At 67.0% G+C, this 21,090-nt stretch carries 19 protein-coding genes and 1 tRNA gene; 2 read left to right on the plus strand and 18 right to left on the minus strand.

Going from position 1 to position 21,090, the window contains the following annotated elements:
* Positions 1–21: 21 nt before the first annotated feature.
* Positions 22–2,217: an HAD-IIB family hydrolase gene (locus tag ACGFNJ_RS10290; protein WP_393445650.1), complete on the plus strand. Its 2,196-nt coding sequence runs from the start codon at positions 22–24 to the stop codon at positions 2,215–2,217.
* 21 nt (positions 2,218–2,238) lie between these two features.
* Here the strand turns inward: ACGFNJ_RS10290 and ACGFNJ_RS10295 are convergent.
* The 4 genes from ACGFNJ_RS10295 to ACGFNJ_RS10310 form a co-directional block, all read right to left on the minus strand.
* Positions 2,239–2,312, minus strand: a tRNA-Leu gene (locus ACGFNJ_RS10295).
* Between the two features lie 138 nt (positions 2,313–2,450).
* A complete protein-coding gene (locus ACGFNJ_RS10300; RefSeq protein ID WP_393445652.1) occupies positions 2,451–3,368 on the minus strand; it encodes a ribonuclease Z in 918 nt (305 codons plus the stop codon).
* Between the two features lie 81 nt (positions 3,369–3,449).
* Positions 3,450–4,949, minus strand: coding sequence for an amino acid permease (locus ACGFNJ_RS10305; RefSeq protein ID WP_393445654.1), 1,500 nt, complete (start codon positions 4,947–4,949; stop codon positions 3,450–3,452).
* Positions 4,950–5,006: 57 nt separating this feature from the next.
* The gene (locus ACGFNJ_RS10310) at positions 5,007–6,473 is read right to left on the minus strand and encodes a peptide MFS transporter (RefSeq protein ID WP_393445656.1); all 1,467 of its coding nucleotides are present in this window, start codon (positions 6,471–6,473) and stop codon (positions 5,007–5,009) included.
* Positions 6,474–6,723: 250 nt separating this feature from the next.
* On the opposite strand from ACGFNJ_RS10310, the gene ACGFNJ_RS10315 reads away from it, so the two are divergent.
* On the plus strand, positions 6,724–7,173 hold the full coding sequence (locus ACGFNJ_RS10315) for an SRPBCC family protein (RefSeq protein WP_393445658.1): 450 nt from the start codon (positions 6,724–6,726) through the stop codon (positions 7,171–7,173).
* Positions 7,174–7,193: 20 nt separating this feature from the next.
* Here ACGFNJ_RS10315 and ACGFNJ_RS10320 read toward each other — a convergent pair whose 3' ends face one another.
* The 14 genes from ACGFNJ_RS10320 to ACGFNJ_RS10385 all read right to left on the minus strand — a co-directional run bounded on the left by ACGFNJ_RS10320 (position 7,194) and on the right by ACGFNJ_RS10385 (position 20,975).
* Positions 7,194–8,471, minus strand: coding sequence for an ATP-grasp domain-containing protein (locus ACGFNJ_RS10320; RefSeq protein WP_393445660.1), 1,278 nt, complete (start codon positions 8,469–8,471; stop codon positions 7,194–7,196).
* Complete coding sequence (locus ACGFNJ_RS10325) at positions 8,446–9,639, minus strand: MFS transporter (protein ID WP_393445933.1); 1,194 nt, start codon at positions 9,637–9,639, stop codon at positions 8,446–8,448. Before ACGFNJ_RS10325 ends, ACGFNJ_RS10320 begins: the two co-directional genes overlap by 26 nt.
* A gap of 10 nt (positions 9,640–9,649) precedes the next feature.
* The gene (locus tag ACGFNJ_RS10330; RefSeq protein ID WP_393445662.1) at positions 9,650–10,030 is read right to left on the minus strand and encodes a hypothetical protein; all 381 of its coding nucleotides are present in this window, start codon (positions 10,028–10,030) and stop codon (positions 9,650–9,652) included.
* Entirely contained in the window at positions 10,030–10,779 is a 750-nt protein-coding gene (locus ACGFNJ_RS10335; protein WP_393445664.1) for a YqcI/YcgG family protein, read from the minus strand. The genes ACGFNJ_RS10330 and ACGFNJ_RS10335 overlap by 1 nt, the downstream gene beginning before the upstream one ends.
* A gap of 136 nt (positions 10,780–10,915) precedes the next feature.
* Positions 10,916–11,266 carry a PadR family transcriptional regulator gene (locus tag ACGFNJ_RS10340; RefSeq protein WP_393445666.1) on the minus strand — a complete coding sequence of 117 codons (351 nt, stop codon included), beginning with the start codon at positions 11,264–11,266 and terminating at the stop codon, positions 10,916–10,918.
* 349 nt (positions 11,267–11,615) lie between these two features.
* On the minus strand, positions 11,616–12,563 hold the full coding sequence (locus ACGFNJ_RS10345) for an exopolyphosphatase (RefSeq protein WP_393445668.1): 948 nt from the start codon (positions 12,561–12,563) through the stop codon (positions 11,616–11,618).
* 3 nt (positions 12,564–12,566) lie between these two features.
* Positions 12,567–13,097, minus strand: coding sequence for a DUF501 domain-containing protein (locus ACGFNJ_RS10350; RefSeq protein ID WP_393445670.1), 531 nt, complete (start codon positions 13,095–13,097; stop codon positions 12,567–12,569).
* Between the two features lie 20 nt (positions 13,098–13,117).
* Entirely contained in the window at positions 13,118–13,792 is a 675-nt protein-coding gene (locus tag ACGFNJ_RS10355; protein WP_393445672.1) for a septum formation initiator family protein, read from the minus strand.
* Between the two features lie 20 nt (positions 13,793–13,812).
* Positions 13,813–15,096 (minus strand): phosphopyruvate hydratase, encoded by a 1,284-nt coding sequence (gene eno / locus ACGFNJ_RS10360; protein WP_393445674.1) that lies wholly within the window; start codon positions 15,094–15,096, stop codon positions 13,813–13,815.
* Positions 15,097–15,208: 112 nt separating this feature from the next.
* Positions 15,209–15,943, minus strand: a complete 735-nt coding sequence (locus tag ACGFNJ_RS10365; protein WP_393445935.1) for a lytic transglycosylase domain-containing protein — start codon at positions 15,941–15,943, stop codon at positions 15,209–15,211.
* Between the two features lie 55 nt (positions 15,944–15,998).
* On the minus strand, positions 15,999–17,612 hold the full coding sequence (locus ACGFNJ_RS10370; RefSeq protein WP_393445676.1) for an ABC transporter ATP-binding protein: 1,614 nt from the start codon (positions 17,610–17,612) through the stop codon (positions 15,999–16,001).
* Positions 17,609–18,478, minus strand: a complete 870-nt coding sequence (locus ACGFNJ_RS10375) for an ABC transporter permease (protein ID WP_393445678.1) — start codon at positions 18,476–18,478, stop codon at positions 17,609–17,611. Before ACGFNJ_RS10375 ends, ACGFNJ_RS10370 begins: the two co-directional genes overlap by 4 nt.
* The gene (locus tag ACGFNJ_RS10380; protein ID WP_393445680.1) at positions 18,475–19,461 is read right to left on the minus strand and encodes an ABC transporter permease; all 987 of its coding nucleotides are present in this window, start codon (positions 19,459–19,461) and stop codon (positions 18,475–18,477) included. Before ACGFNJ_RS10380 ends, ACGFNJ_RS10375 begins: the two co-directional genes overlap by 4 nt.
* Positions 19,458–20,975, minus strand: coding sequence for an ABC transporter substrate-binding protein (locus tag ACGFNJ_RS10385; RefSeq protein ID WP_393445682.1), 1,518 nt, complete (start codon positions 20,973–20,975; stop codon positions 19,458–19,460). The genes ACGFNJ_RS10380 and ACGFNJ_RS10385 overlap by 4 nt, the downstream gene beginning before the upstream one ends.
* Positions 20,976–21,090: the final 115 nt, after the last annotated feature.

The raw sequence follows: 21,090 nt of genomic DNA on the forward strand, positions 1-21,090 counted from the left end.
GCCCCTGCTATTATCGGGTGGATGGCAACCGGCGAGGGTTCCAAAATAGTTGAGCCGGAAGCCAGTTCACCCGGCAATCGATGGTGCGGCACCATTGCGAGCGGTCGTGGCAAGGTCTTGGTCACCGACCTGGACGGCACCCTGCTCGGCGGCAGCGCCGCCGATCGGCTACGGCTGCGGAACACGCTGACCCGTCATCCTGAGGTGACGGTAGTCTTCGCGACCGGTCGCGGAATCGAGTCGATCCGTGAAGTGCTGCGCGATCCTCTTGTGCCGCACCCGCGGTGGATCATCGCCGATGTCGGCGCTAGCATCATCGACGGCGAAGACCTGACCCCCGTCACCGAGCTGGAGGCGGGATTACGCGCGGGCTGGCCAGGCGCCGACCGAGTCCGCGTTGCCTTGAATCAGTTTCCGGCACTGCGCTATCAGGAAGTTTCCCAGCACGGCCGCTGCTCGTTCCACCTGCCACCCGCAGCGCTGACGCGAGAACTGATCGACGCCGTCGGTGCACTGGGCTGCTCATGGCAGTACTCGGCGAACACCTACTTCGACGTGCTGCCCCGCCACGCGAACAAGGGAAACGCACTCGTCGCGCTCGCCGAAGACCAGAGCTGGCCGATGGATTCGATACTGGTCGCGGGCGACTCCGGCAATGATCGTTCGATGTTCGGCCGCGGCGCACACGGCGTGATCGTCGGCAACGCGGAACGCGCCCTGGCGGCAGAGGTACCCGCGGCGGAAGCGGCGCATCGACCGGACCAGGCCGGTGCCGCGGGCATCCTCGCGGCACTGCACGAACTCGGCTGGGTCGCAGCCGACTACCCCCTGGTGGTCGGATATCACCGCGCACCGGTCACCTGGACTCCGGAGGGCTGGCGGACGCCGACGAGTCCCAACGGCATCCTGCCCACCCTGAACAACCTGTTCACCGCGGATCTGCAGGGTGTGTGGGCGACGAGCGTGGTCATCGAGCCCAACGAATCCGTCGCGCACCTCGACGAGCACAACACCGGCCTTCCCCTCGCCTTCCTCCCGCTGAGCTCGGCCGAGTGGAGCGGCTACTTTCACAGGACCTGCAAAGAAGCACTGTGGCCGGTCCTGATGTCCCAACCGCATCGGCTGCGCTTCGACCCCACCGCCTGGGCCGCGTATCGCGCGGTCAACACCCGCTTCGCCGACCACATCAGCGTCCGGGCCGCACCGAGCGCGACCGTCTGGCTGCACGACTACAACCTGTGGCTGGTACCGGCCCGACTCCGCGAAACACGCCCCGACCTACGGATCGGCCTGTTCCACCACACACCGTTCCCGGAGCCGGATGTCTTCGCGGCACTGCCGCCCGCCGCCGAGATCCGCACCGCGCTCGGTTGTCTGGACTGGGCGGGCTTCCACACCGACGTCTTCGCCGAGCGCTTCCTCGGGTCACTCGCCGACCTCGCCGAACCACCGCGGGTGGGGGTCCATCCACTGGGTATCGACCGCGCGGCCATCGAGAAGCTGGCACGAACGAGACCGCGCGGTCGCCGAAAAACCGTTGGGCTCGTTGTGCTTTCAGTCGAACGCCTGGACTACATCAAGGCTCCGGTGCAAAAGGTCGACGCCGTCGCCGGGCTGCTCCTCCGTTATCCCGAGCTGCGCGGTGCGCTCCGATTCCGGCTGGTCTGCCCGCCACCCGAGCCGGGCATCACCGCCTACGACGCGACCCGACAGGTGCTTGAGCGACGCATCGATGAGCTCAACCGCGCCTGGGCCGTCGGCGCGTGGCAACCCATCGAATACGTCCCGCGATTCCTGAGTTTCCCCGAAGTGATCGACCACTACCTCGCCGCGGATGTGTTCTGGGTGACTTCACTGCAGGACGGCATGAACCTGACCTCGAAGGAATTCATCGCCGCCCAGACCGCGACGGGCGGTTCCGGCGTGCTCGTGCTTTCGCGGCACACCGGAGCCGCCGACCAGTTGGCAGCGGGAGCCCTACTCACCGAACCGAACTCACCCACCGACCTGGTCGACACCCTGCACCGCGCACTGACGCTGCCCGCCGTGGAACGCCGGAAACGACTGGCTCGACTCAGCGCTCTTCTCGGACACCACAATCCGGCACAGTGGGCGGCCGAGATCCTCACCGCCATCCAGCAAGGCCGGGCGACGCGGATTGTCGACCGACCGGACCGCTCCAGCATCCCGCTCGAAGCGCTACCCACCCCGAGCTGAGCCCGAGTCAGAGCCATCTTGTGCCCCCAGTCGGACTCGAACCGACACTGAATGGATTTTAAGTCCACTGCCTCTGCCAATTGGGCTATGGGGGCGCGCCTGGGACAGCGTACCGACTCGTACGGGTGTACCGGAATTCTGACCTTTCAACTTGTGCACCGTGTCGTACCAAAGTCCGGATTAATCGGGCATATGACCAAATGGCGGCGGCCGGAACCTGCGGTGAGCGGGGGTTATCGTCTGGGCGGCAGCGGGATTCGGTCGAGGTCGGCGGCGATGTGGATCGCGCCGGAGAAGTGCTTCTCGGCTTCGGCCCGATGCGCGGACAGGTCGCGGTAGCGCTGGGAGAAGTGGGTGAGGACAAGGGTTCTCGCTCCTGCTTCGGCGGCGACGCGGGCGGCTTGGCCTGCGGTGAGGTGACCGTACTCGGCGGCGAGGCCGGCGTCTGAGTCAAGGAAGGTGGCCTCGATCACGAGCATGTCGGCGTTCACGGCTAGCTCGTAGACGCCGTCGCAGAGGCGGGTGTCCATGACGAAGGCGAAGCTCTGGCCCGGGCGGTGTTCGCTGACCTCGTCGAGTGTGACTGTGCGGCCGGATACTTCGACACTGCCGAGCCGTTGCAGCTCGCTGACGATCGGACCGCTCAGCCCGAAGGTGCGCAGGCGATCCGGGAGGATGCGACGGCCGGACGGTTCGGTGAGCCGATAGCCGTAGGTGTCGATGAGATGCGAGAGACGGACGGCCGACACGGCGAACGGCGCGTCGGAGACATCGAGGACCCCGGGCTCGCCGATCGGGCGCGGACGGAGTTCGGCCTGGTGAAAGTAGGAGGTGGCGTTGACAAGTCGGTCGTAGAACTGCGCTCCGGACGCCGGGAACCACACGTCGATCGGGTGCGGCACCTTGTCGAGGCTGATCCGCTGCACCACACCGGCGAGCCCGAGGCTGTGATCGCCGTGGAAGTGCGTGATCGCGATGCGCGTGATGTCGGTGGCCGATACCCCGGCGTAGGTCATCTGCCGCTGCGTCCCCTCGCCCGGATCGAACAGCACGCCTTCGGCGTCCCAGCGCAGCAGATACCCGTTGTGGTTGCGCTGCTTGGTCGGTACCTGGCTGGCGGTACCGAGGACGACGAGTTCCCGCTGCGACACCGTGTCACGCTACCGCGCGCCGCCGGACGAACGACGCCCCCGCCGCTGGCAACCGCAGGCGGCGGGGCGTCGTCGCACGAGCTATTCCACGGGAGTGTTGCGAAGCACCGAGTGCCTACGGCTGTACGCGAAGTAGATGACGAAACCGAGCGCCATCCAGACCAGGAACCGCAGCCAGGTCTCCACGGACAGGTTCAGCATCAACCACAGGCAGGCGAGCACCGCGAGCACCGGAATCACCGGCACCAGCGGAACACGGAAGCCACGCGGCAGCTCAGGACGCGTGCGGCGCAGGATCAGCACGCCGATCGAGACGAGCACGAACGCGAACAGCGTGCCGATGTTGACCATTTCCTCGAGCGTGCCGAAGTCGACGAACCCGGCGAGCACCGCGCAGACGATGCCGACGATCACGGTGATGCGCACCGGCGTTCCGTGCTTGCCGGTGTGCGCGAGCTTCCTCGGCATCAGCCCGTCGCGCGACATCGCGAACAGGACCCTGGTCTGGCCGAGGAACATCACCATGACGACGGTGGTGAGCCCGGCGAGCGCGCCGATGGAGATGATGTTCTTCACCCAGGTGTCGCCGTGGATGGCGAAGGCCGTTGCCAGAGTGGCGTTTCCACCGGACAGCTCGGTGTAGGGCACCATGCCGGTGAGCACGAGCGACACCGCGACGTACAGGATCGTCACGATCAGCAGCGAGCCGAGAATGCCGCGCGGCACCGCCTTCTGCGGGTTCTTGGTCTCCTCCGCAGTGGTCGCGACGACGTCGAAACCGATGAACGCGAAGAACACCAGGCTGGCCGCGGCGAGCAGGCCGTACCAGCCGAAGCTGCTGTGGCCAGCACCGGTCAGGAAGGAGAACAGCGACTGCCGCAGCCCTTCGCCCTCGGCGCCTGGCTGCGACGGCGGAATGTAGGGCGTGAGGTTCTCCGACTTGAAGTAGGTGACGCCGACGATCAGCACCAGCGCGATCACGCTCAACTTGATCGCCACCGCGACCGCGGACACCCGCGAGGACACCTTGGTGCCGGTGGCGAGCAGCAGGCCGAGGATCGCGATGAGCAGCACCGCGCCCCAGTCGAAGCTCAGCGAACCGAGGTGCACCACCGGGGTCGTGCCCATCACCTCGCCGAGGTACTGGGACCAGCCCTTGGCGACCACCGAGGTGGCGAGCGCGAATTCCAGGATCAGGTCCCAGCCGATGATCCAGGCGACGAGCTCACCGAAGGTGGCGTAGGAGAACGTGTACGCGCTGCCCGCCACCGGCACCGTCGACGCGAATTCGGCGTAGCACAGCGCCGTCAGTCCGCAGGCGATCGCGGCGAAGACGAACGCGAGCGACACCGACGGCCCCGCGACGTTGCCCGCGGTGCGCGCGGTGAGGGTGAAAATGCCCGCACCGATCACCACCGCGACGCCGAAGACGGTGAGGTCCCAGGCGGTCAGGTCCTTGCGGAGCTTCGAATCCGGTTCGTCGGTGTCCTTGATCGACTGTTCGACGGATTTGGTGCGGAACAGACCGCCCCATCGAGCAGCCGCCTGCCCTGTCGCGCCGTCCGGCTTGCGGATCGCCACACGTTCTCCTCACCTCAGGTAATTCTGTCGAGCTGTCCTACGTGCCCGGCACGCAGGCTAATGCACGCCTTCCATGTGCTTGCTGATCCACGGCGAAAGTGCGGCCACGATCAGTCCGGCACAGACCGCGACGGCTCCGGTGATGCCGAAGTACGCGATTTCGTGGTCCGCGTCATAGAACCGGGCCAAGGTACCCGACATCGACGTGCCGATGCCAAGCGAGAAAAAGTACAGCGCCATCATCTGTGCCCGGAAAGCTTCCGGTGCGAGCTGGGTGGTGACCGCAAGACCGATCGGCGAGAGCAGCAGCTCCGAGATCACGAACCCGGCGAGCACGACGAAGACCAGCAGCACGGGAACCGACCGCCCACTGAACGTGGACAGCGGCATGAACAGCAGGAACGAGACGCCGACACCGATCACGCCGAGCGCGAACTTGTGCGGGGTGCTCGGGGCCCGCGAACCGAGTTTCGTCCACAGGATGGCGAAGAGCGGCGACAGCCCGATGACCCAGACCGCGGCGATCGAGCTGACCCAGCTCGACGGTGCGGTCCAGCCGAAGATGTTCCAGTCGATCCGTTCGTCGGAGTAGACCGTGAGCACCGTGAAGATCTGCTGGTACAGCGACCAGAACACCGCGTTGGCGACGAGCAACGGGATGGCGGCGCGCACCCGGCTTCGCTCGATCGGCGTCACCTTGGGGCTGCGGAGCAGCACCCAGAGGTAGATGATCACCCCAGCGGTGATGGCGCCAGTGGTCACGTCCGGCAGGTTGTCCAACGTCACCAGTCCGGTCGTCCACACCACGGCGACCGCGACGACGGCGACGCCGAGCACTGCGGCGACCTTCCCGAACTCCTCGCGCGACAACGGGTTCGGCACCTCGCGGCCGTGCGTGCCGAGGTTGCGGCGGAACACCACGTACTGCGTGAGACCGATGGCCATGCCGATGGCCGCCGCGCCGAATCCGTAGTGGAAGCCGATGTGGTCCTTCAGCAGACCGGTGAGCAGCGGCCCGATGAACGCGCCGAGGTTGATGCCGAGGTAGAACAGCGTGAACCCGCCGTCGGCGCGCGCGTCGCCCTTCGAGTACAGCGTGCCGAGCAGCGAGGAGGCGTTGGCCTTCAACGCGCCGCTACCGAGGGCGACGAGCACCAGGCCGATGGCGACGCCGGCGAAGCCGGGCACCACGGCGAGCGCGATGTGGCCTGCCACGACGACCGTGCCGCCGTAGAAGACCGTCCGTTCCATGCCGAGCAGCCGGTCGGCGATCCAGGCGCCGAGGACGGTGGACAGGTAGACCAGCCCGCCGTATGCGCCGACGATGCCGACGCCGGTGCTCTTCGCGAGCCCGAGCCCACCGTCGGTAGCCGAGTAGTAGAGATAAAAGCCCAGGATGGAGACCATCCCGTAGTACGAGAACCGCTCCCAGAGCTCGACTCCGAAGAGGTTGACCAGCCCGATCGGGTGGCCGAAGACGGTTCGTCCTGTGACCGATGACTCAGTCGTCGCTGTTTCCGACATTCTCAGACCATGCCATGCCGACGCAGATTTTTTGGCATCTACACCTGAAATCCGAATGATCGTCGACTTAAGTCCACCTTGGTCGTCGTGTCATGTCGAACGGCAATCAGTCGCACGCGGGAATCGGCCGTCGGCGCCGCAGCGAGGCGCGCGCGTTTCCACCGTCGGCTGGCGGGCATCCGACACCGGGCGGCCGACGCTGATCTTCGCGATTACAGTCGGCGACACGGACGACGAAAGCGATGCAGCGATGGATCCTGTCGAAATCACGGTGGACGCCTCGGCGGAGCAGACGTTCGCGGTCCTCGCCGACGGCTGGATGTATGCGACCTGGGTGGTCGGCGCCTCACATATCCGCGACGTCGATCCCGGCTGGCCCGCGGTCGGCACCCGCATCCATCACAGCGTCGGCACCTGGCCGCTGACCATGTCCGACACCACGAAGGTGCACGACGTCGACCCGCCTCGGATGCTCGAGCTGGAAGCCAGGCTGTGGCCGGTCGGCTCGGCCTGGATCCGTTTGGAGCTGGTCGAACTCGCGCCGCAGCGCACTCTGGTTCGTATGTCGGAGCGCGCGATCAGCGGACTGGCCACCCTGGTTCCCGACCCGGTCCAGGAACTCCTCCTGGTGCCGCGCAACAAGGAATCATTGTCCAGGCTGGCCGATTTGGTGGTCGGCAGGTCGCGAGAGGGCAAGTAGCCCGCGACCGCCGAGCAGTGTCAGCTCTCGAAAGCGAGATCGAATTCGGCGCGCGCCAGCTGGCACCGTTCGTCGAGGTCGTGCTCGTTGTCCGCCTCGATGAAGGCCAGCCCGAGATCCAATGAGTCGAGCAGCGAACGGGTCGCCGGATATGTTCGACCGGGGACGGCGTTGACCGAAACGCTCACCATGCCAGGGAGTTTCGCGATGTCGCCAGCTGTCGCGCGATACCGCGCCGACCGGGCGAGGTTGAAGAAGATGATGGCCCCGCGCCGTGCGAGGGCGTAGCTACCGCCCGCCGTGGACAGCGGCCGCTGCGCCAATCTATGTGCGACGAACTCGCATTCCCGGTGGATGTGCGAGGTACCGGTCAGCTGGAACGTCTTCAGCGGGTGACCCGCACCGTGCGCCCGTGCGCCGAAATCAATGAGCCGAGCACCGAATTCGGCGTTGTACATGACTTCCATATGACCGGACCCCACCCGGACACCGAGCGCGTCGAGCACCTCCTTGGCGTAATCACAGATGACCGATACCGGCGCCTCGTCCAGCGCCAGCCACGTGATCCGTTCGTACACAAAGCTTCCGTCATCGGACACCCGCTTGTCGTAGCGGCTCACCCCCAAGATCTCGTGGGTTCCTCCGTAAGAGAAGGTGTCGATGACGTATTCGTGCTGTGGTAACGGAAACAGCTCTTGGACAAGCGCATTCGGCCTGTCGCCGAAGAATCCGGGCCTCGTCGTGATCGCATGGACGGCCTCAGGCAGCTCCGCGGCGGCTTTGACCATCACGACACCGACCGATCCGGCGCCGATCGACGGCTTCACGACAACAGGTCCATCGGCGAGCAGATCGGCGGCGTCTTGCGCATCGATTTCTCGTCCTGCCGGAAGCGAGACCGTCCGCAGCGTCGGGATGCCGCGCGACGCGAGCTCGGCGAACATGTCGTCCTTGCACCACCGCCGCGTCGACCGGTCCGGCTCGTTCGCGGGGCAATCGGGCAGTGCTTCCCTGAGGAATTCGCAAAGGCCGATACCAGATTCCGCGCCTGCCACGACGTAGCCGACCGCGTTGTCGAGGCAGTAGCGAAGCAGCTTTTCCGGGTTGCCCTCGAAGTCGTGCTCGAAGTTGAGCGCACCGGGCGTCGCTTCCGAGCGCAGGCCTGCCACCCGTGCGCGTTCGGTATCGAGCAGCAGCACCGGAACCCCGGCTCCCGCGAGCAGCGGCTCATACAGCGCCCCCGAGCTCACCGGATCGACGACGAGTACTGAGCTATGCCGGTACCTGGACGGGTTCACGACTGGATTTCCTTCCTGTTCCTGCGAATACCGATACCGCGGCGAGCACGGCGCCGAGCACTGCCACGGCGATCCAAAAGAGAGAACGGTTGTGCAGGACACCCCATGCGCCGATGGCAGGACCGAGTGCGATGCCGAGCGACTGCGCGGCCGACAGGTAGCCCTGATATCTGGCGTTGTGCTGCGGCTTGCTGAGCGTGGCGATCGACGAGTTCGCGAGCGGAGCGAAGATCGCTTCGCCGACGGAGAACAGAACGAAGGCCGCGATGCACAGGGCCCAGCTGCCCGAGACGCCGCAGATCGCCAACCCGACGGCCGTGGCGAAAATGCCTATCCCGTAGGCATTTCCCCATTTCAGCCTCGCCGTGACCGTGCTGAGCGGGAGCTCGGCGACGATGATGACGATGGGATTGATCAGCAGGAGAATGGCATACAGGCGAGCGCCTTCGGGCAGCCGCTCGACGGACAGGGGTATGCCGCTCTGGTGCTGCGCGTAAATGGCTATGGTGACGCCGAATACGGCGATGACCGTCCAGATACGCCAGCGCTGCGAGTCCGGCTCGGCCATCGAGTCGTCAACGGCGCCATCCTCTTCGGGCTCGGCCGCGGCCCGCGCACCTGACCCGCGCAGCGTCGTCGACAACAGGACGAAGGCCACGAACGAACCCGCCGCGGACAGCAGGAACAGCAGACGGAAGTTGCCGAGCCCGAAGATGCCGGCCAACGCAGGCGCCACGACCGAACCGACATTGAGAAAGATCCGGTAGAAGGCGAACAGCGTCACCGTCGAGACCTGATCGGTCGATGCGGAGACCACCGCGGCCGACGGACCGACAAAGGATTGCGAGACGGCCACACTGATCGCCGTCACAAGGATGGACGCGACGATGTTGCCGCCGAGCATCGCAAGGATGATCAGCAAGGGCACGTTGACGAGCGAGCCGATGCTCAACACCGCGCCAGGACCCACCCGCTCGGCAATCCATCCGCCGGCCATCGCGCCGAGCACACCTGCCACACCGACGACGAGCAGCGCGAGGGTGACCACGTTCGCCGGGCGATCGAAGGACTGGAAGTAGATCGCGGAGAACAGTGCGAGAAACCCGACGGACCTGTTGATCAGTGTGGCCACCGAGATGATCCACACCTGTGCGGGCAGGTGGCGCATCGCGCTGAGATCAGCCCGCAACGCGCGTTTCCTCGGGATCGGCGTATCTGGTGGTCTCCGCCTGCATGCCGGATTCCGGGATGATGAAGTAGACGCACCCTTCGCCACCGGCGGTCGACTGGTGGACCGTCTTGGCGGGCAACACGATCCGCGCCCCGGCACCGACCCAGCTGGACCGGACCGACCGCGCGCCGTCCTCGACGGCAACGTATTCCAGCACCATCGACCCCTCCAGCACGACCAGGGTTTCGTCCACCGAATGGCTGTGCCAGGAATGCATCTTGGCGGGTTGATCGCGCTGCAACTCGATACCACCCTGGTGCGGCAGATAGCGCGACGCCGCCTCGGCGACGGTGAGGGCTTCTTCCTCGACGATCAAGGGCGAATGCATCAGAGCTCCGTTCCATTCCTGTTGAACGACACCGGACACCGGCCGAGCGAGATGGTGTCGCTACCGTCGTCCAGGTAGTACTGACGCCATTCCTGATTGGCCGAGTCACCGAAATTGCCGAGCATCTTCGTCAACGGCGCGGTGTCGTATCGCCCGATACGCCCGCGAATGACGTTGCGGGCGTTGTCACCTGTTTTCGTGTTCGGCTGGATGTCGTCGAAGACGAAACGGGGCTGGAAGGTGATGGCCACGCGCTCGAAGTTTCTACTGCGCCGATCCACGTGCAGGTCGGTATTCATCACGACGAACATGGGAACGCCGTTGAAACAGAACTCGAACCGCGCGTCATCGGTGTCGACGGCATGCGCGGCAGGCCACGGCAGCTCGTCGTGCTCCGACGTTTCACTGAGCAGGTTCCAGAATTCCTGGTAATAGCTCTCATGAGTGCGCTCCTGCGCATCCCACGACTCGAAGAACGTGACGAGCGACGTTCGTTTCCCCAGGCTTTCACAGACATTGGTGAACGAGGTGAGTGTCTCCGCGAGCTGCTTCGCATGACAACCGGTTCGGATGAACCCGTACCGGAGCGTCCGCCGGATCACGGCATCGACGCCGAAGATGCACGGGTACTTGTCGACGGGATCCAACATCCGCTGTTCGAAGGCGAGGATGGACTTCGTTTCCCACGAATCCCTCGGAAACGGCGACGAACCCGGCGGTACCAACAGGACTTCAAGAACGGTATGCATGTCGAACCAATGCTCCAGTCGGTCGATGGACAAACTATTCGACGCGAATGCGCCCCCATGTGGTGATGCCGATAGCTAACTACACTGCGCACGGGGCGGTAAGTGCGAAGTGCAGTTACCTTGCCCGACAGCACAATCAGGACATTACGGACAGTTTCGGCCGCTGCTCGAGCAGCGCCTCGTGCGCATCGAGCCAACGCTCGACGGCGCAGTGCGCGTCGGTTACCGAGGAGACCCAGTCCCGCAGGGCCACAACACCGAGTGCGGTTGCCGCATATACCTTTTTGGGCGGGCCTTTGATCGATGCTATCGAAGAATGCTCGACAAGACCTTTTCGCTCCAGCGAGTGCAGCCGCCGATACAACGCCCCCGGTTCGCCATTCATCTCTATCCCGAATACTTGGAGGCGCTCGAGCAACGCATAGCCATGGTCGGGCCGTTCCACAAGCAACATCAGTATCGAGCCGTCGATCAGGCTCGCGCCCATTGTCGGTATCATCAAAGCTGAATATTCTTTCGTCGCGCAATAACAATATCGGCAGTCTTCAGGCTGGATCCGCCATACCAGGACGCGACGAAGAGCCGGACCAACGGCACGCATGCGGGGGCGGCTCCACCATCGATACAGCAGTCGATCTAGCGAACCCCCCCATGAGCTGCGTCGTATGTGACGTCAACTACAACACCATTACTCGACGATCTGCGCAACCTAGGGACGCGGGGCTGAGCAATCTGCTCAGCCTGGAGCGGCCGCTGGTTTGCACATTGCGCACCATGTGCCGTCCCGCAGGTAGGACCGGTATCACCCGGACCTGGTCGCTGAAACGCGAAGACCGCTAGGCGATCGACAGTGCGATGCCGTCGAGGATGTCGTGCTCGGAGACGACGAGTTCGGAAATGCCCGCGCGGCGGGCCAGTTCGGCGGCCAGCACCTCGGCGATAACGGCGCCACCGCCGATCACATCGACCCGGCCGGGATGCATGGGGCCGAGGGCCGCACGCTCGTCGTGCGACATGGCGATCAGCCGATCACACACGGCTCGAAGCTGATCCAGGCTCAGGCGGGTGAGATGGACCTTGTCCGAGTCGTATTCGGGCAGATCGAGCGCAACCGCGGCCAAGGTGGTCATGGTGCCTGCCACACCGACCCAGGTGTGCGCGCCGTCGACGGGCACCGCGGCAAACGCCTCGGCCAGTCGTTGGGTGGCGAATTCCCGTGCCGCGCCGACCTGTTCGGCATCCGGCGGGTCACCGGGCAGACAGCGCTCGGTGATCCGGACGCAGCCGATGTCGGCGGAGAACGCCGCCTGCACGCCGTCGCTGTCGCCGAAGACCAGCTCGGTCGAGCCGCCGCCGAGATCGACGACGACGAAAGGCCCTTCGGCGCTGGCGAGTTCGCCGATCGCGCCGGCGAAGGACAGCCGCGCCTCCTCGTCACCGCTGATCACCTCGGCCTCCGCGCCGGGCACCACGGTGCCGAGCTCGGCGCGCGCCATGGCGAAGAAGTCTTCGCGATTGGACGCGTCGCGGGTGGCGGAGGTGGCGGTCATCCGCACCCGGACGACACCGGTCTTCTGCATCAACGCGACATAGTCGGCCAACGCCACCCTGGTGCGTTCGATCGCTTCCTGCGCAAGCGAACCGGTCGCGTCCACGCCCTGACCGAGGCGCACGATCCGCATCTCCCGATGCACGTCGACGAGCCTGCCGTCCGCGCCGACGTCGGCGATCAATAGTCGGATGGAGTTCGTCCCGCAGTCGACCGCCGCTACCCGATCACTCATTGCCTAAGCTCCATCTCCTCGATCGCCGGTCCGCTCGTACTTCGGCCAGTCGGCCGGAATCGCGGTGCCGCGCAAGCCATTGTCGGCGGCAAGCGCCACCGCCTCATCGCCGAACGGATTCACGCCTGGCCCCTTGGCCAGCGCGTGCGCAATGAGCACATGCAGGCATTTCACCCGCTCCGGCATCCCGCCGCCGGTGAAATCGGTGCCGAGCGACTCGATCTCGTCACGCTCGGCCAGATAGCTCTCGTGCGCGGCGCGGTAGGCGGCAGCCAATTCCGGGTCGCTGCTGAGCCGTTCGGTCATCTCACGCATCACCCCCGCCGACTCCTGCCTGCTCGCCTCGGCGGTGAGCCGCGGGTCGGTCAGGTAGTACAGCGTGGGGAACGGCGTGCCGTCCGGCAGTCGTGGCGCGGTCTTGACAACGGCAGGGAGCCCATCCGGGGTGCGGTACGCGACGGCGAGCACGCCGCGGGGTTCGCGGCCCAACTGCTTGGCGATGATCGCGAGATCCTGGTCGTTCGGTGTCGTCACAGCTCCACCGCGCTGCTCAGTCAATTGGGTCCTTCCGGGCCTGGCTGCGGCGCTGCGGGTGGCGGCCCCTGCGGTGCGGGGGCGGCATGACCGGCAGCGGGTTGGGGTTCGGAGATGCTGCGCCACAGCTGGGTGTACCAGGGGTCTGGCTCCCGAGACTTGGTCGCGGCAGTCGGTGCTGCGGGCGCTTCGATGCCGGGCACCTGCACGATGTAGGGGGTTTCGCCGGGCTGAACGAGGCGGAGCCGATCGCGCGCCTCGGACCGGATGTAGGCCGGATCCTGTTGCTGCGCACGACGATCCCGCAGCCGGGCCAGATCGGCCTCCAGATCGAGCCGCTGTTGGGCCAGCTGCGTCGCCTCGGCGCGCTGCGTGAAATAGGTGCGCATCGGCACGGCGAGGGTGAGGGCGAGACCGCACACCACGATCGCGAGGATCACCGCCTTGCCGGTGGACAGGCCGAGGATGGTGCGCTCGTGCTTGTCCTCGGTCCGCAACCCGACCTTGGGCTTGCCGACCTGCTGCGGCTCGGCCTTCTTGTCCTCCGACCGCCTGCGCGTGGTGCGCTTGGCGGCGGCGGGCCGTGCGGCGGTCTCCGTGTCGGAGCCCGCCTTGGGGCGCGAGCGAGCGGCCCGCGACGTGCGCCGGTCCCCACGCCCGGCCGGACTGGATCCCCGCGCACGTCGCTCCGTCATCGCGAAACCCCTCTAGCTAGTCAGCCCTCGAATGCGAAGCGCGGGAACGCGACATCCCCGGCGTAGCGCGCGGAGTCGCCGAGCGCGTCCTCGATGCGCAGCAGCTGGTTGTACTTGGCGACCCGCTCGCTGCGCGCAGGCGCACCGGTCTTGATCTGGCCGCTGCCGACCGCGACGGCGAGGTCGGCGATGGTGGTGTCCTCGGTCTCGCCGGACCGGTGGCTCATCATCGTCTTGTAGCCGTTGCGGTGCGCCAGCTCGACCGCGTCCAAAGTCTCGGTGAGCGTGCCGATCTGGTTGACCTTGACCAGCAGCGCGTTCGCCGCGCCCTTCGCGATGCCCTCTTCCAGGCGCTCCGGGTTGGTCACGAACAGGTCGTCGCCGACCAGCTGGATCTTGTCGCCGATCTGATCGGTCAGCGCGACCCAGCCGTCCCAGTCGTCCTCCGACAGCGGGTCCTCGATGGACACCAGCGGGTAGGCGGCGATCAGGTCGGCGTAGAACTGCGCCATCTCGGCGGCCGAGCGCACGCTGCCCTCGAACTTGTAACCGGAGGAGCTGTAGAACTCGGTGGCCGCGACATCGAGCGCGAGCGCGACATCGGTGCCGAGCTTGAGGCCGGTCTTGCCGATCGCCTCGCTGATCAGGTCGAGCGCCTCACGGGTGCCCGCCACATCGGGGGCGAAACCGCCCTCGTCGCCGAGGCCGGTGGACAGGCCCTTCGCCTTCAGTTCCGCCTTCAGCGCGTGGTAGACCTCGGCGCCCCAGCGCAGCGACTCCTTGAAGGTGGTCGCGCCGATCGGGGCAACCATGAACTCCTGGACATCGACGCTGGTGTCGGCGTGCGCGCCACCGTTGAGGATGTTCATCATCGGCACCGGAAGCACGTGCGCGTTCGGGCCACCGAGGTAGCGGAACAGCTCGAGACCGGAGGACTCGGCGGCGGCGCGTGCCACCGCGAGCGACACTCCGAGCAGGGCGTTCGCGCCGAGGCGGGACTTGTCCGGGGTGCCGTCGAGATCGAGCAGCACCTGATCGACGGTGCGCTGTTCGACCGCGTCCAAGCCGATCACGGCAGGCGCGATCTCGTCGAGCACACCCTCGACGGCCTTCTGTACACCCTTGCCGCCGTAGCGTTCGCCACCGTCGCGCAGTTCAACGGCTTCGTGTTCACCGGTCGATGCGCCGGAGGGCACCGCAGCCCTGGTCAGGGTGCCGTCGTCGAGCGCGATCTCGACCTCGACAGTGGGGTTTCCGCGAGAATCCAGGATCTCGCGAGCTCCGACCTGTTCGATGATTGCCACGAAAACGACACTCCTTCGGCTGCTGGCACGGTAGGTCTCATGGGCATTGCCGTGCGCTGCGAGCCTAGCGCCCGCCGACCTGGGCAGGTAACCGGCACTCCGTAGGGCCAGCTCACACGCGTCGCCCGACGCTGTAGGCCGCGGCGCGATCACGCACGGTGAGTAGGTAACTCTGCGACTGGTTGTAGGTGAGCAGCGCCCGCTGCCAGCCGTGCTCGGAGGTGAGGTCGCCGCCACTGACGCACAGGTAGCGAGCGGCGGTGAGGGCCGCGTCGTCGATGTTCTGCGGGTCGGCCACGCCGTCGCCGTTGGCGTCGACGCCCCAGCGTTTCCAGGTTTCCGGAATGAACTGCAGCGGGCCGATCGCGCGGTCGAACTCCGGATCACCGTCGAGCGCACCGCCGTCGGTGTCCTTGATCAGCGCGACGCCCGGCGTTCCGTCCAACGGGATGCCGATGATCGGCGGGCGGACGGTGCCGTCCTCGCCGACCCGCGCGCCGCGGTAGGTGCCGTGTTTGCTCTCCACGCTCGCGATGCCTGCGAGGGTGGTCCAGGCGATCCCGCAGTCCGGGCGCGACCTGGCCAGGATTGCCGCCGCGTAGCCGTAGGCCTCCAACGCGACCGGCGGAATGGCCATCCGCTCCGCCTGTTCCTCGGCCCAGCCGCGCAGTTGGACCGCGGTGCGGCCAGGCGCGTCGAGGTCGATCACCGGCAGCGGAGTGCCTGGGCCCGGCGGGATGCCCTCGGGGATCGGGGTGAGCGCACGGTCGATCCCGCAACCGGCCAGCACAACGGACACCACGACGGCGGCCACGGCGCCGGACAGTTTCGAAAGCACCCCATCCATCATCCAGATCCGGCGCGGGATGTCCGATTTCGCACGCGGATATGGCAGTCCGGAATCAGCGGAGCAGTGCGTGGGTCGCGGTGTGTGCCGGGGCGGCGAGCACCGTGTCCGTCGGGCCGGCTTCGACGATGCGGCCGTGGTCGAGGACGAGCAGGCGCGGGCAGTGCGCGGCGACCATCGTCATGTCGTGGGTGATCATCAACAGGCCCATGGCACGGTCGGCGCGAAGTCGGTCGAGGAGGGTCATGATCGAGGTTGCGGTCGCGTTGTCGAGGGCGGAGGTGATCTCGTCGCAGATCAGCACCGCAGGCTCGGCGGCGAGTGCTCTGGCCAGTGCGACGCGCTGGCGTTGCCCGCCGGACAGCTCGTGTGGGTACCGGACCGCGAGGTCCGGAGCCAATTCGACGGAGCGGAGCAGGTCGGTGATCTGTTGCGCCAGTTGCGCTCTCGGCACACCGCCGATCCGGCGCAGTGGTCGGCCGAGTGTTTGCGCGACGGTCCGGCGCGGGTTCAGCGCGGAGCGCGGATTCTGGGTGACCAACTGAATACCCTTGCTGCCCATGGCAGTTCTGCCGCCGCGAGTGATCGGCATCGAGACGCCGCGCAGCTCGAGGGTGCCGGTTGCCGCGCGGCACAAGCCCGCGATCACCCGGGCGAGCGTTGTTTTGCCCGCGCCGGACGCGCCGACCACGGCGAGCGCCTCACCTGGCGATAGCTCGAGGTCGATCGCGTGCAATACGTCACAGCCGTTGATGGCGGCGCTGATGTTTTTGGCGCACAACATGACTGAGGCGACCGATGGCATCGACGGTTCGTGCGCGGCGGCGTCTGCGCTCTTCGGGCCGCCGTCTCGACCGTCAAGAGCCGCGACTTGTCGCCGCGACGTGGTCACGCTGCCGGTCGCAGGCGTGTCCCGTGCCGAGTCCGGTTCAGCCGCATCGATTGACATGACCATCGGGTGCGCGCCGAGTTCGATGACGTTGTCGGCGATGGCGTGGACGGTGGCGGTGTCGTGGCCGGACAGGAGGATCGCCGCGCGACGTTCGGCAGCGATATCGGTGAGTAGCCGCGCGATATCGGTGCGGAGCGCACCGTGCAGACCCGCGAGCGGCTCGTCGAGGATCAACACGCCGGTGTGACGGATCAGGGCGCGCGCCAAGGCGACTCGGCGCTGCTGGCCGCCGGAGAGTTCGGCGGGCCGTCGGCGCAGCTGCTCGGCCGAGAGGCCGACCAGCTCCAGAGTGGCGACAAGGGTGTCCCGCGAGGCGTGGTCGGCGACCTCGCGGAGCAGCGCCTGCACCCGCATCAGCGGGTTGAGCGCCGAACCGGGATCTTGGCCGACGAAGGCGACGTGGGTGCGCCGGAAGCGCTGGCGGGCAGCGGGGTCCAACGCGAAGACGTCGTGGCCTGCCACCGACACCGAACCGGCCTGGCGGGTGGCGCCCTCCGGCAGGTGCCCGAGCAAGGCACGCATCAGCGTCGTCTTGCCCGACCCGGAGGCGCCGGTCAACGCCGTGATCGTGCCCGCATCGGTCCGGAAACTCGTCGGCCCGAACAACTCCTGCCCATTCGGGCCGCACACCGCCAATCCGTCCACCACGATCGGCGACGATGTCTCGCTGTCGGATTTCGGCAACGGCCCGTGCACATCGATCGTCCGGCCACTCACGAGTCCACCTCACCGATACGAGATTTCGGCCCGAACCCGGCAGGGTCCACGTGAGGCTTCCGCCGGCTTGACCACCCACGGCCGAACGCGGTGACCGCAAGGTTGACGCTGACCGCGACGATCGCGATGGCCGAGCTCGGGGCGAGGACGGCCCAGGGGTTGAGCAGCATGCCGGACGCGTTCTCGCGGACCATGACCGCCCAGTTGCTGGCGCCGAGGGTGGTGGGGAGTTGCAGGAACGATGCGGTGCTGACCAGGTAGACGGCGGCCACGAAGCGCAGGCCGAGTTGGGCGAGGATCACCTCACGCAGATTCGGGATCACTTCCCGGAAGATCAAGTGCGCCAAGGTCTCGCCGCTTGCCTGCGCGACCTCGACGTAGCCGGAGGCGGCGATGCCCGCCGCGGCGGCCGCGAAAACCCTTGCGCAGTAGGGGGCCCCGAAGAGCAGGGCGACGACGAGCAGGCCGTAGGCGCCCGCGTCCGGCCATGAGGTCAGCACCAGCAGGATGCCGAGAACGGCGGGGAGCAACATGACGAAGTCGGTGGCGCGTTCGATCAGCGTGCCGATCCTGGGACGCAGCGCGGCAAGGGCGCCGAGCACGCAGGACACCGCGGTGACCGTCACGGCGAGCACCGCGGCGAGCACGAGCAGACCCCAACCGCCGTACAGCAATTGGCTCAATACGTCGCGGCCCAACCGATCGGTGCCGAGCCACGCTGTGGCGTCGGGATCGCCGAACGGGATGCCGACAGGGGTCTCGGCCGGATGCGGAGCCAGGGCAGGGCCGAGGATCGCGAGCCCGCTCACCAGAACCGCGGGCAGCACCGTCAGCAACCGCAACCGCTTCGCCGTGGCGCGCATCATCGGTGTCCCCGCAACGACCAGGCCCGAATCCCGTCCGCGACGGCGAGCATCACCATGATCACGGCCCCGGACAGCGCCACCACCGAGGCGACCACCGACACGTCCCGGTCGGCCACCGAACCCGCGAGGACCGCACCGAGTCCCGGGTAGTTGAAGATGGTCTCCACCACCAGCGATCCGCCGAGCACCATGCCGACGGTGGTCGCGAAGCTCGCCACGATCGTCGGCAACGCGAAGGGCATGATGTGCCGCAGCATCACCGTACGGGGCGCAATGCCTTCCAGCACAGCACTTTCCACATGCGGCGCCTGGGCGGCATCGACCAGCGCGGCGCGGACCACCCTGGTATTCCAACCGACCTGCGGGATGGCCAGCGCCAGCACCGGCAACACCAGCATGTCCGGGCTCGCCGGGAAGCCGGACCGATCCGTGAGGGTGACCGCGGGCAACCAGCCGAGCGCGAGCGCGAACACCAGGATCAACAGCGTCGCGACCACGAACTCCGGCACCGCCGCGGCGATGGTCGTTGCGGGCTGCAACGACCGCAGCACGCTCCGGCGCACCGCGACCGCGCCGCGCGGAACCAGCTTGGCGGGCAACGCGAATGGCGCGATGGTGTGGCGCCCCGCCCACCACGCGCCGAGGAGCAGCGACGCGATCACGGTCACCGTCAGTGCGAGGCCGCCGAGCAACAGCGTCGGCGGGAACTTGGCGGCGAGCAGGTCGTTGATCGAGCGTCCGCGCGCGGTGTTGCCGAAATCGCCGGTGAGCACGCCGCTGATCCAACGCCAGAAGCGTTCGAGCAGTGGGCGATCCAGGCCGAGCTCGCGTTCCTTCGCCGCGATCTGATCCGGGGTGGCGTCCCGCCCCAGCACCGCCCGTGCCGTGCTGCCTGGCAGCAGGTCGACGACGACGAAGACCGTCGCAAGCAGGGCGACCAGGAGGACGACGCGCCGAAAGAGGGCACGGGCGAAGGGGATCACTCCGCCAACCAGGCTCGTTCCAGCTGCACCCTGGCGAAGCCGCCGAGCGTGGGCAGGTCGTGCACCTTGGCCGACGCGATATCGATGCCGTCGGCCATGCCCCAGACCAGGTAACCGCCGCGCTCGTGCTCGATCTGCTGCACCTCACGACAGGCTTGGGCGTACTCCGAATCGCTTTGCGCCGCCAGCGCCTTCGCGGTGGCCGCGTCGAATGCGGCGTCCTTGAAGTCGGTTTCGTTGCGGTTCGAGCCGCTGGTCAGCAACTTGGACGCGAAGAAGAGCGTGGAATCGTTGGTGCCCCAGGACACGGTGTAGAACGGCGCCTTCAACCAGGTCTGGTCGTAGAAGGCGTTCGACTCCTGGGTGAGCACGTCGAGGCGGATGCCGATCTCGGCCAGCTGAGTCGCGATGACCTTCGCCGATTCGACCTCGCCTGCCACCTCCGCCTTGGTCACCAGCGGATAACTGCGACCGGTATCGAAATTGGCTTCGCGCAGTAGCGTTTTCGCCCGCTCGATATCGCGGGTGCGCTGCGCGATGGTCTTGTCGTACTGCGGATCCGCGGTGCCGAGAATGTCGTTGGCCACCGTGCCGTAGCCCGAATGCACCTGGTTCACCAGGGCTTTGCGATCGACACCGAGCCGGACGGCGGTCCGCACCTTGACATCGGCGAACGGCCCGTCCGAGGTACGCATCGCGACGCCGAGCATGGTGTCGTCGGCCCGGCGCACCACCTGCAGATCGCCGCGTCCCTCGGCGGTCCGTCCCGCGATCGCGCCGACATTGGAGGCGAGGTCGATCTGCCCGCCGAGCACCGCGTTACCCAGCGCGGTCACGCTGTCGAACATGGTGATCTCGATCGCATCGAGCAGCGGCGCCGGACCGTGCCAGTGCTCGTTGCGCACCAGCCTTGCGTTGCCACCCTGGTACGACTCGAGCCGAAACGGGCCGGTGCCAATGGCTTTGGTGAAGTCCGTGGTGTCCTTCTTGACGGTGAACGTCATCAGCCGCAGCAGCAGCGGCAGCTGGGTGTTCGGCTCCGGCACCGCGAACACCACCCGGTTCGGCCCGTCGGCGGTGATGTCCTCCGCGGCCACCGGCATTTTCGACGCGCCGGCGACCGTGCGCAGCCTGCGCATCGACCACACGACTTCGTCGGAGGTCACCGGCGTTCCGTCGTGGAAGGTCGCGCCGTCGGCGAGAGTGAAGGTCCACCGCCGCCGCGCCGGGTCCGGCTCCCATCGAGTCGCCAAGCGCGGCGCGACATTCGGGTCGCCGCCGGGCACGGTGAGGGCGTCGTACACCAGCGAGGCGAGTAGGAAGTCGCTGTCGTTGCTGAGGTTGGCGTGCGGGTCGCGTTCGATCCGCGCGGGAGTGCCTAGCGCGCCGACCCGTAACGTGCCGCCCCTGCGCGCGGGACCCGCGGATTCGGTCCCCGTCGAACACGCGGCGACCAGCAGGATCGCCCCGACACCGACACTCGACTGCAGGAGCTGCCGCCGACTCAAACCCATTGCGCTGCCTTCTTCCTGAATGACCACCTCGCGTGCGCCGTACGCCGACCGCGATCAGGACAGGCTAGCCTAATGGGTTGCGCGGCACGCCGAGGCCGACCGCGCTTTCCTTGGT

Source organism: Nocardia sp. NPDC049149 (genome assembly GCF_043197455.1).
Classification (GTDB): domain Bacteria; phylum Actinomycetota; class Actinomycetes; order Mycobacteriales; family Mycobacteriaceae; genus Nocardia.

Coding starts and splice junctions, on each gene's coding strand:
- ACGFNJ_RS10335 (WP_393445664.1), bottom strand. CDS start 10,779: ATGCATACCGTTCTTGAAGTCCTGTTGGTACCGCCGGGTTCGTCGCCG.
- ACGFNJ_RS10290 (WP_393445650.1), top strand. CDS start 22: ATGGCAACCGGCGAGGGTTCCAAAATAGTTGAGCCGGAAGCCAGTTCA.
- ACGFNJ_RS10340 (WP_393445666.1), bottom strand. CDS start 11,266: ATGGGCGCGAGCCTGATCGACGGCTCGATACTGATGTTGCTTGTGGAA.
- ACGFNJ_RS10365 (WP_393445935.1), bottom strand. CDS start 15,943: ATGGATGGGGTGCTTTCGAAACTGTCCGGCGCCGTGGCCGCCGTCGTG.
- ACGFNJ_RS10310 (WP_393445656.1), bottom strand. CDS start 6,473: ATGTCGGAAACAGCGACGACTGAGTCATCGGTCACAGGACGAACCGTC.
- ACGFNJ_RS10385 (WP_393445682.1), bottom strand. CDS start 20,975: ATGGGTTTGAGTCGGCGGCAGCTCCTGCAGTCGAGTGTCGGTGTCGGG.
- ACGFNJ_RS10330 (WP_393445662.1), bottom strand. CDS start 10,030: ATGCATTCGCCCTTGATCGTCGAGGAAGAAGCCCTCACCGTCGCCGAG.
- ACGFNJ_RS10325 (WP_393445933.1), bottom strand. CDS start 9,639: ATGCGCCACCTGCCCGCACAGGTGTGGATCATCTCGGTGGCCACACTG.
- ACGFNJ_RS10315 (WP_393445658.1), top strand. CDS start 6,724: ATGGATCCTGTCGAAATCACGGTGGACGCCTCGGCGGAGCAGACGTTC.
- ACGFNJ_RS10355 (WP_393445672.1), bottom strand. CDS start 13,792: ATGACGGAGCGACGTGCGCGGGGATCCAGTCCGGCCGGGCGTGGGGAC.
- ACGFNJ_RS10375 (WP_393445678.1), bottom strand. CDS start 18,478: ATGATGCGCGCCACGGCGAAGCGGTTGCGGTTGCTGACGGTGCTGCCC.
- ACGFNJ_RS10345 (WP_393445668.1), bottom strand. CDS start 12,563: ATGAGTGATCGGGTAGCGGCGGTCGACTGCGGGACGAACTCCATCCGA.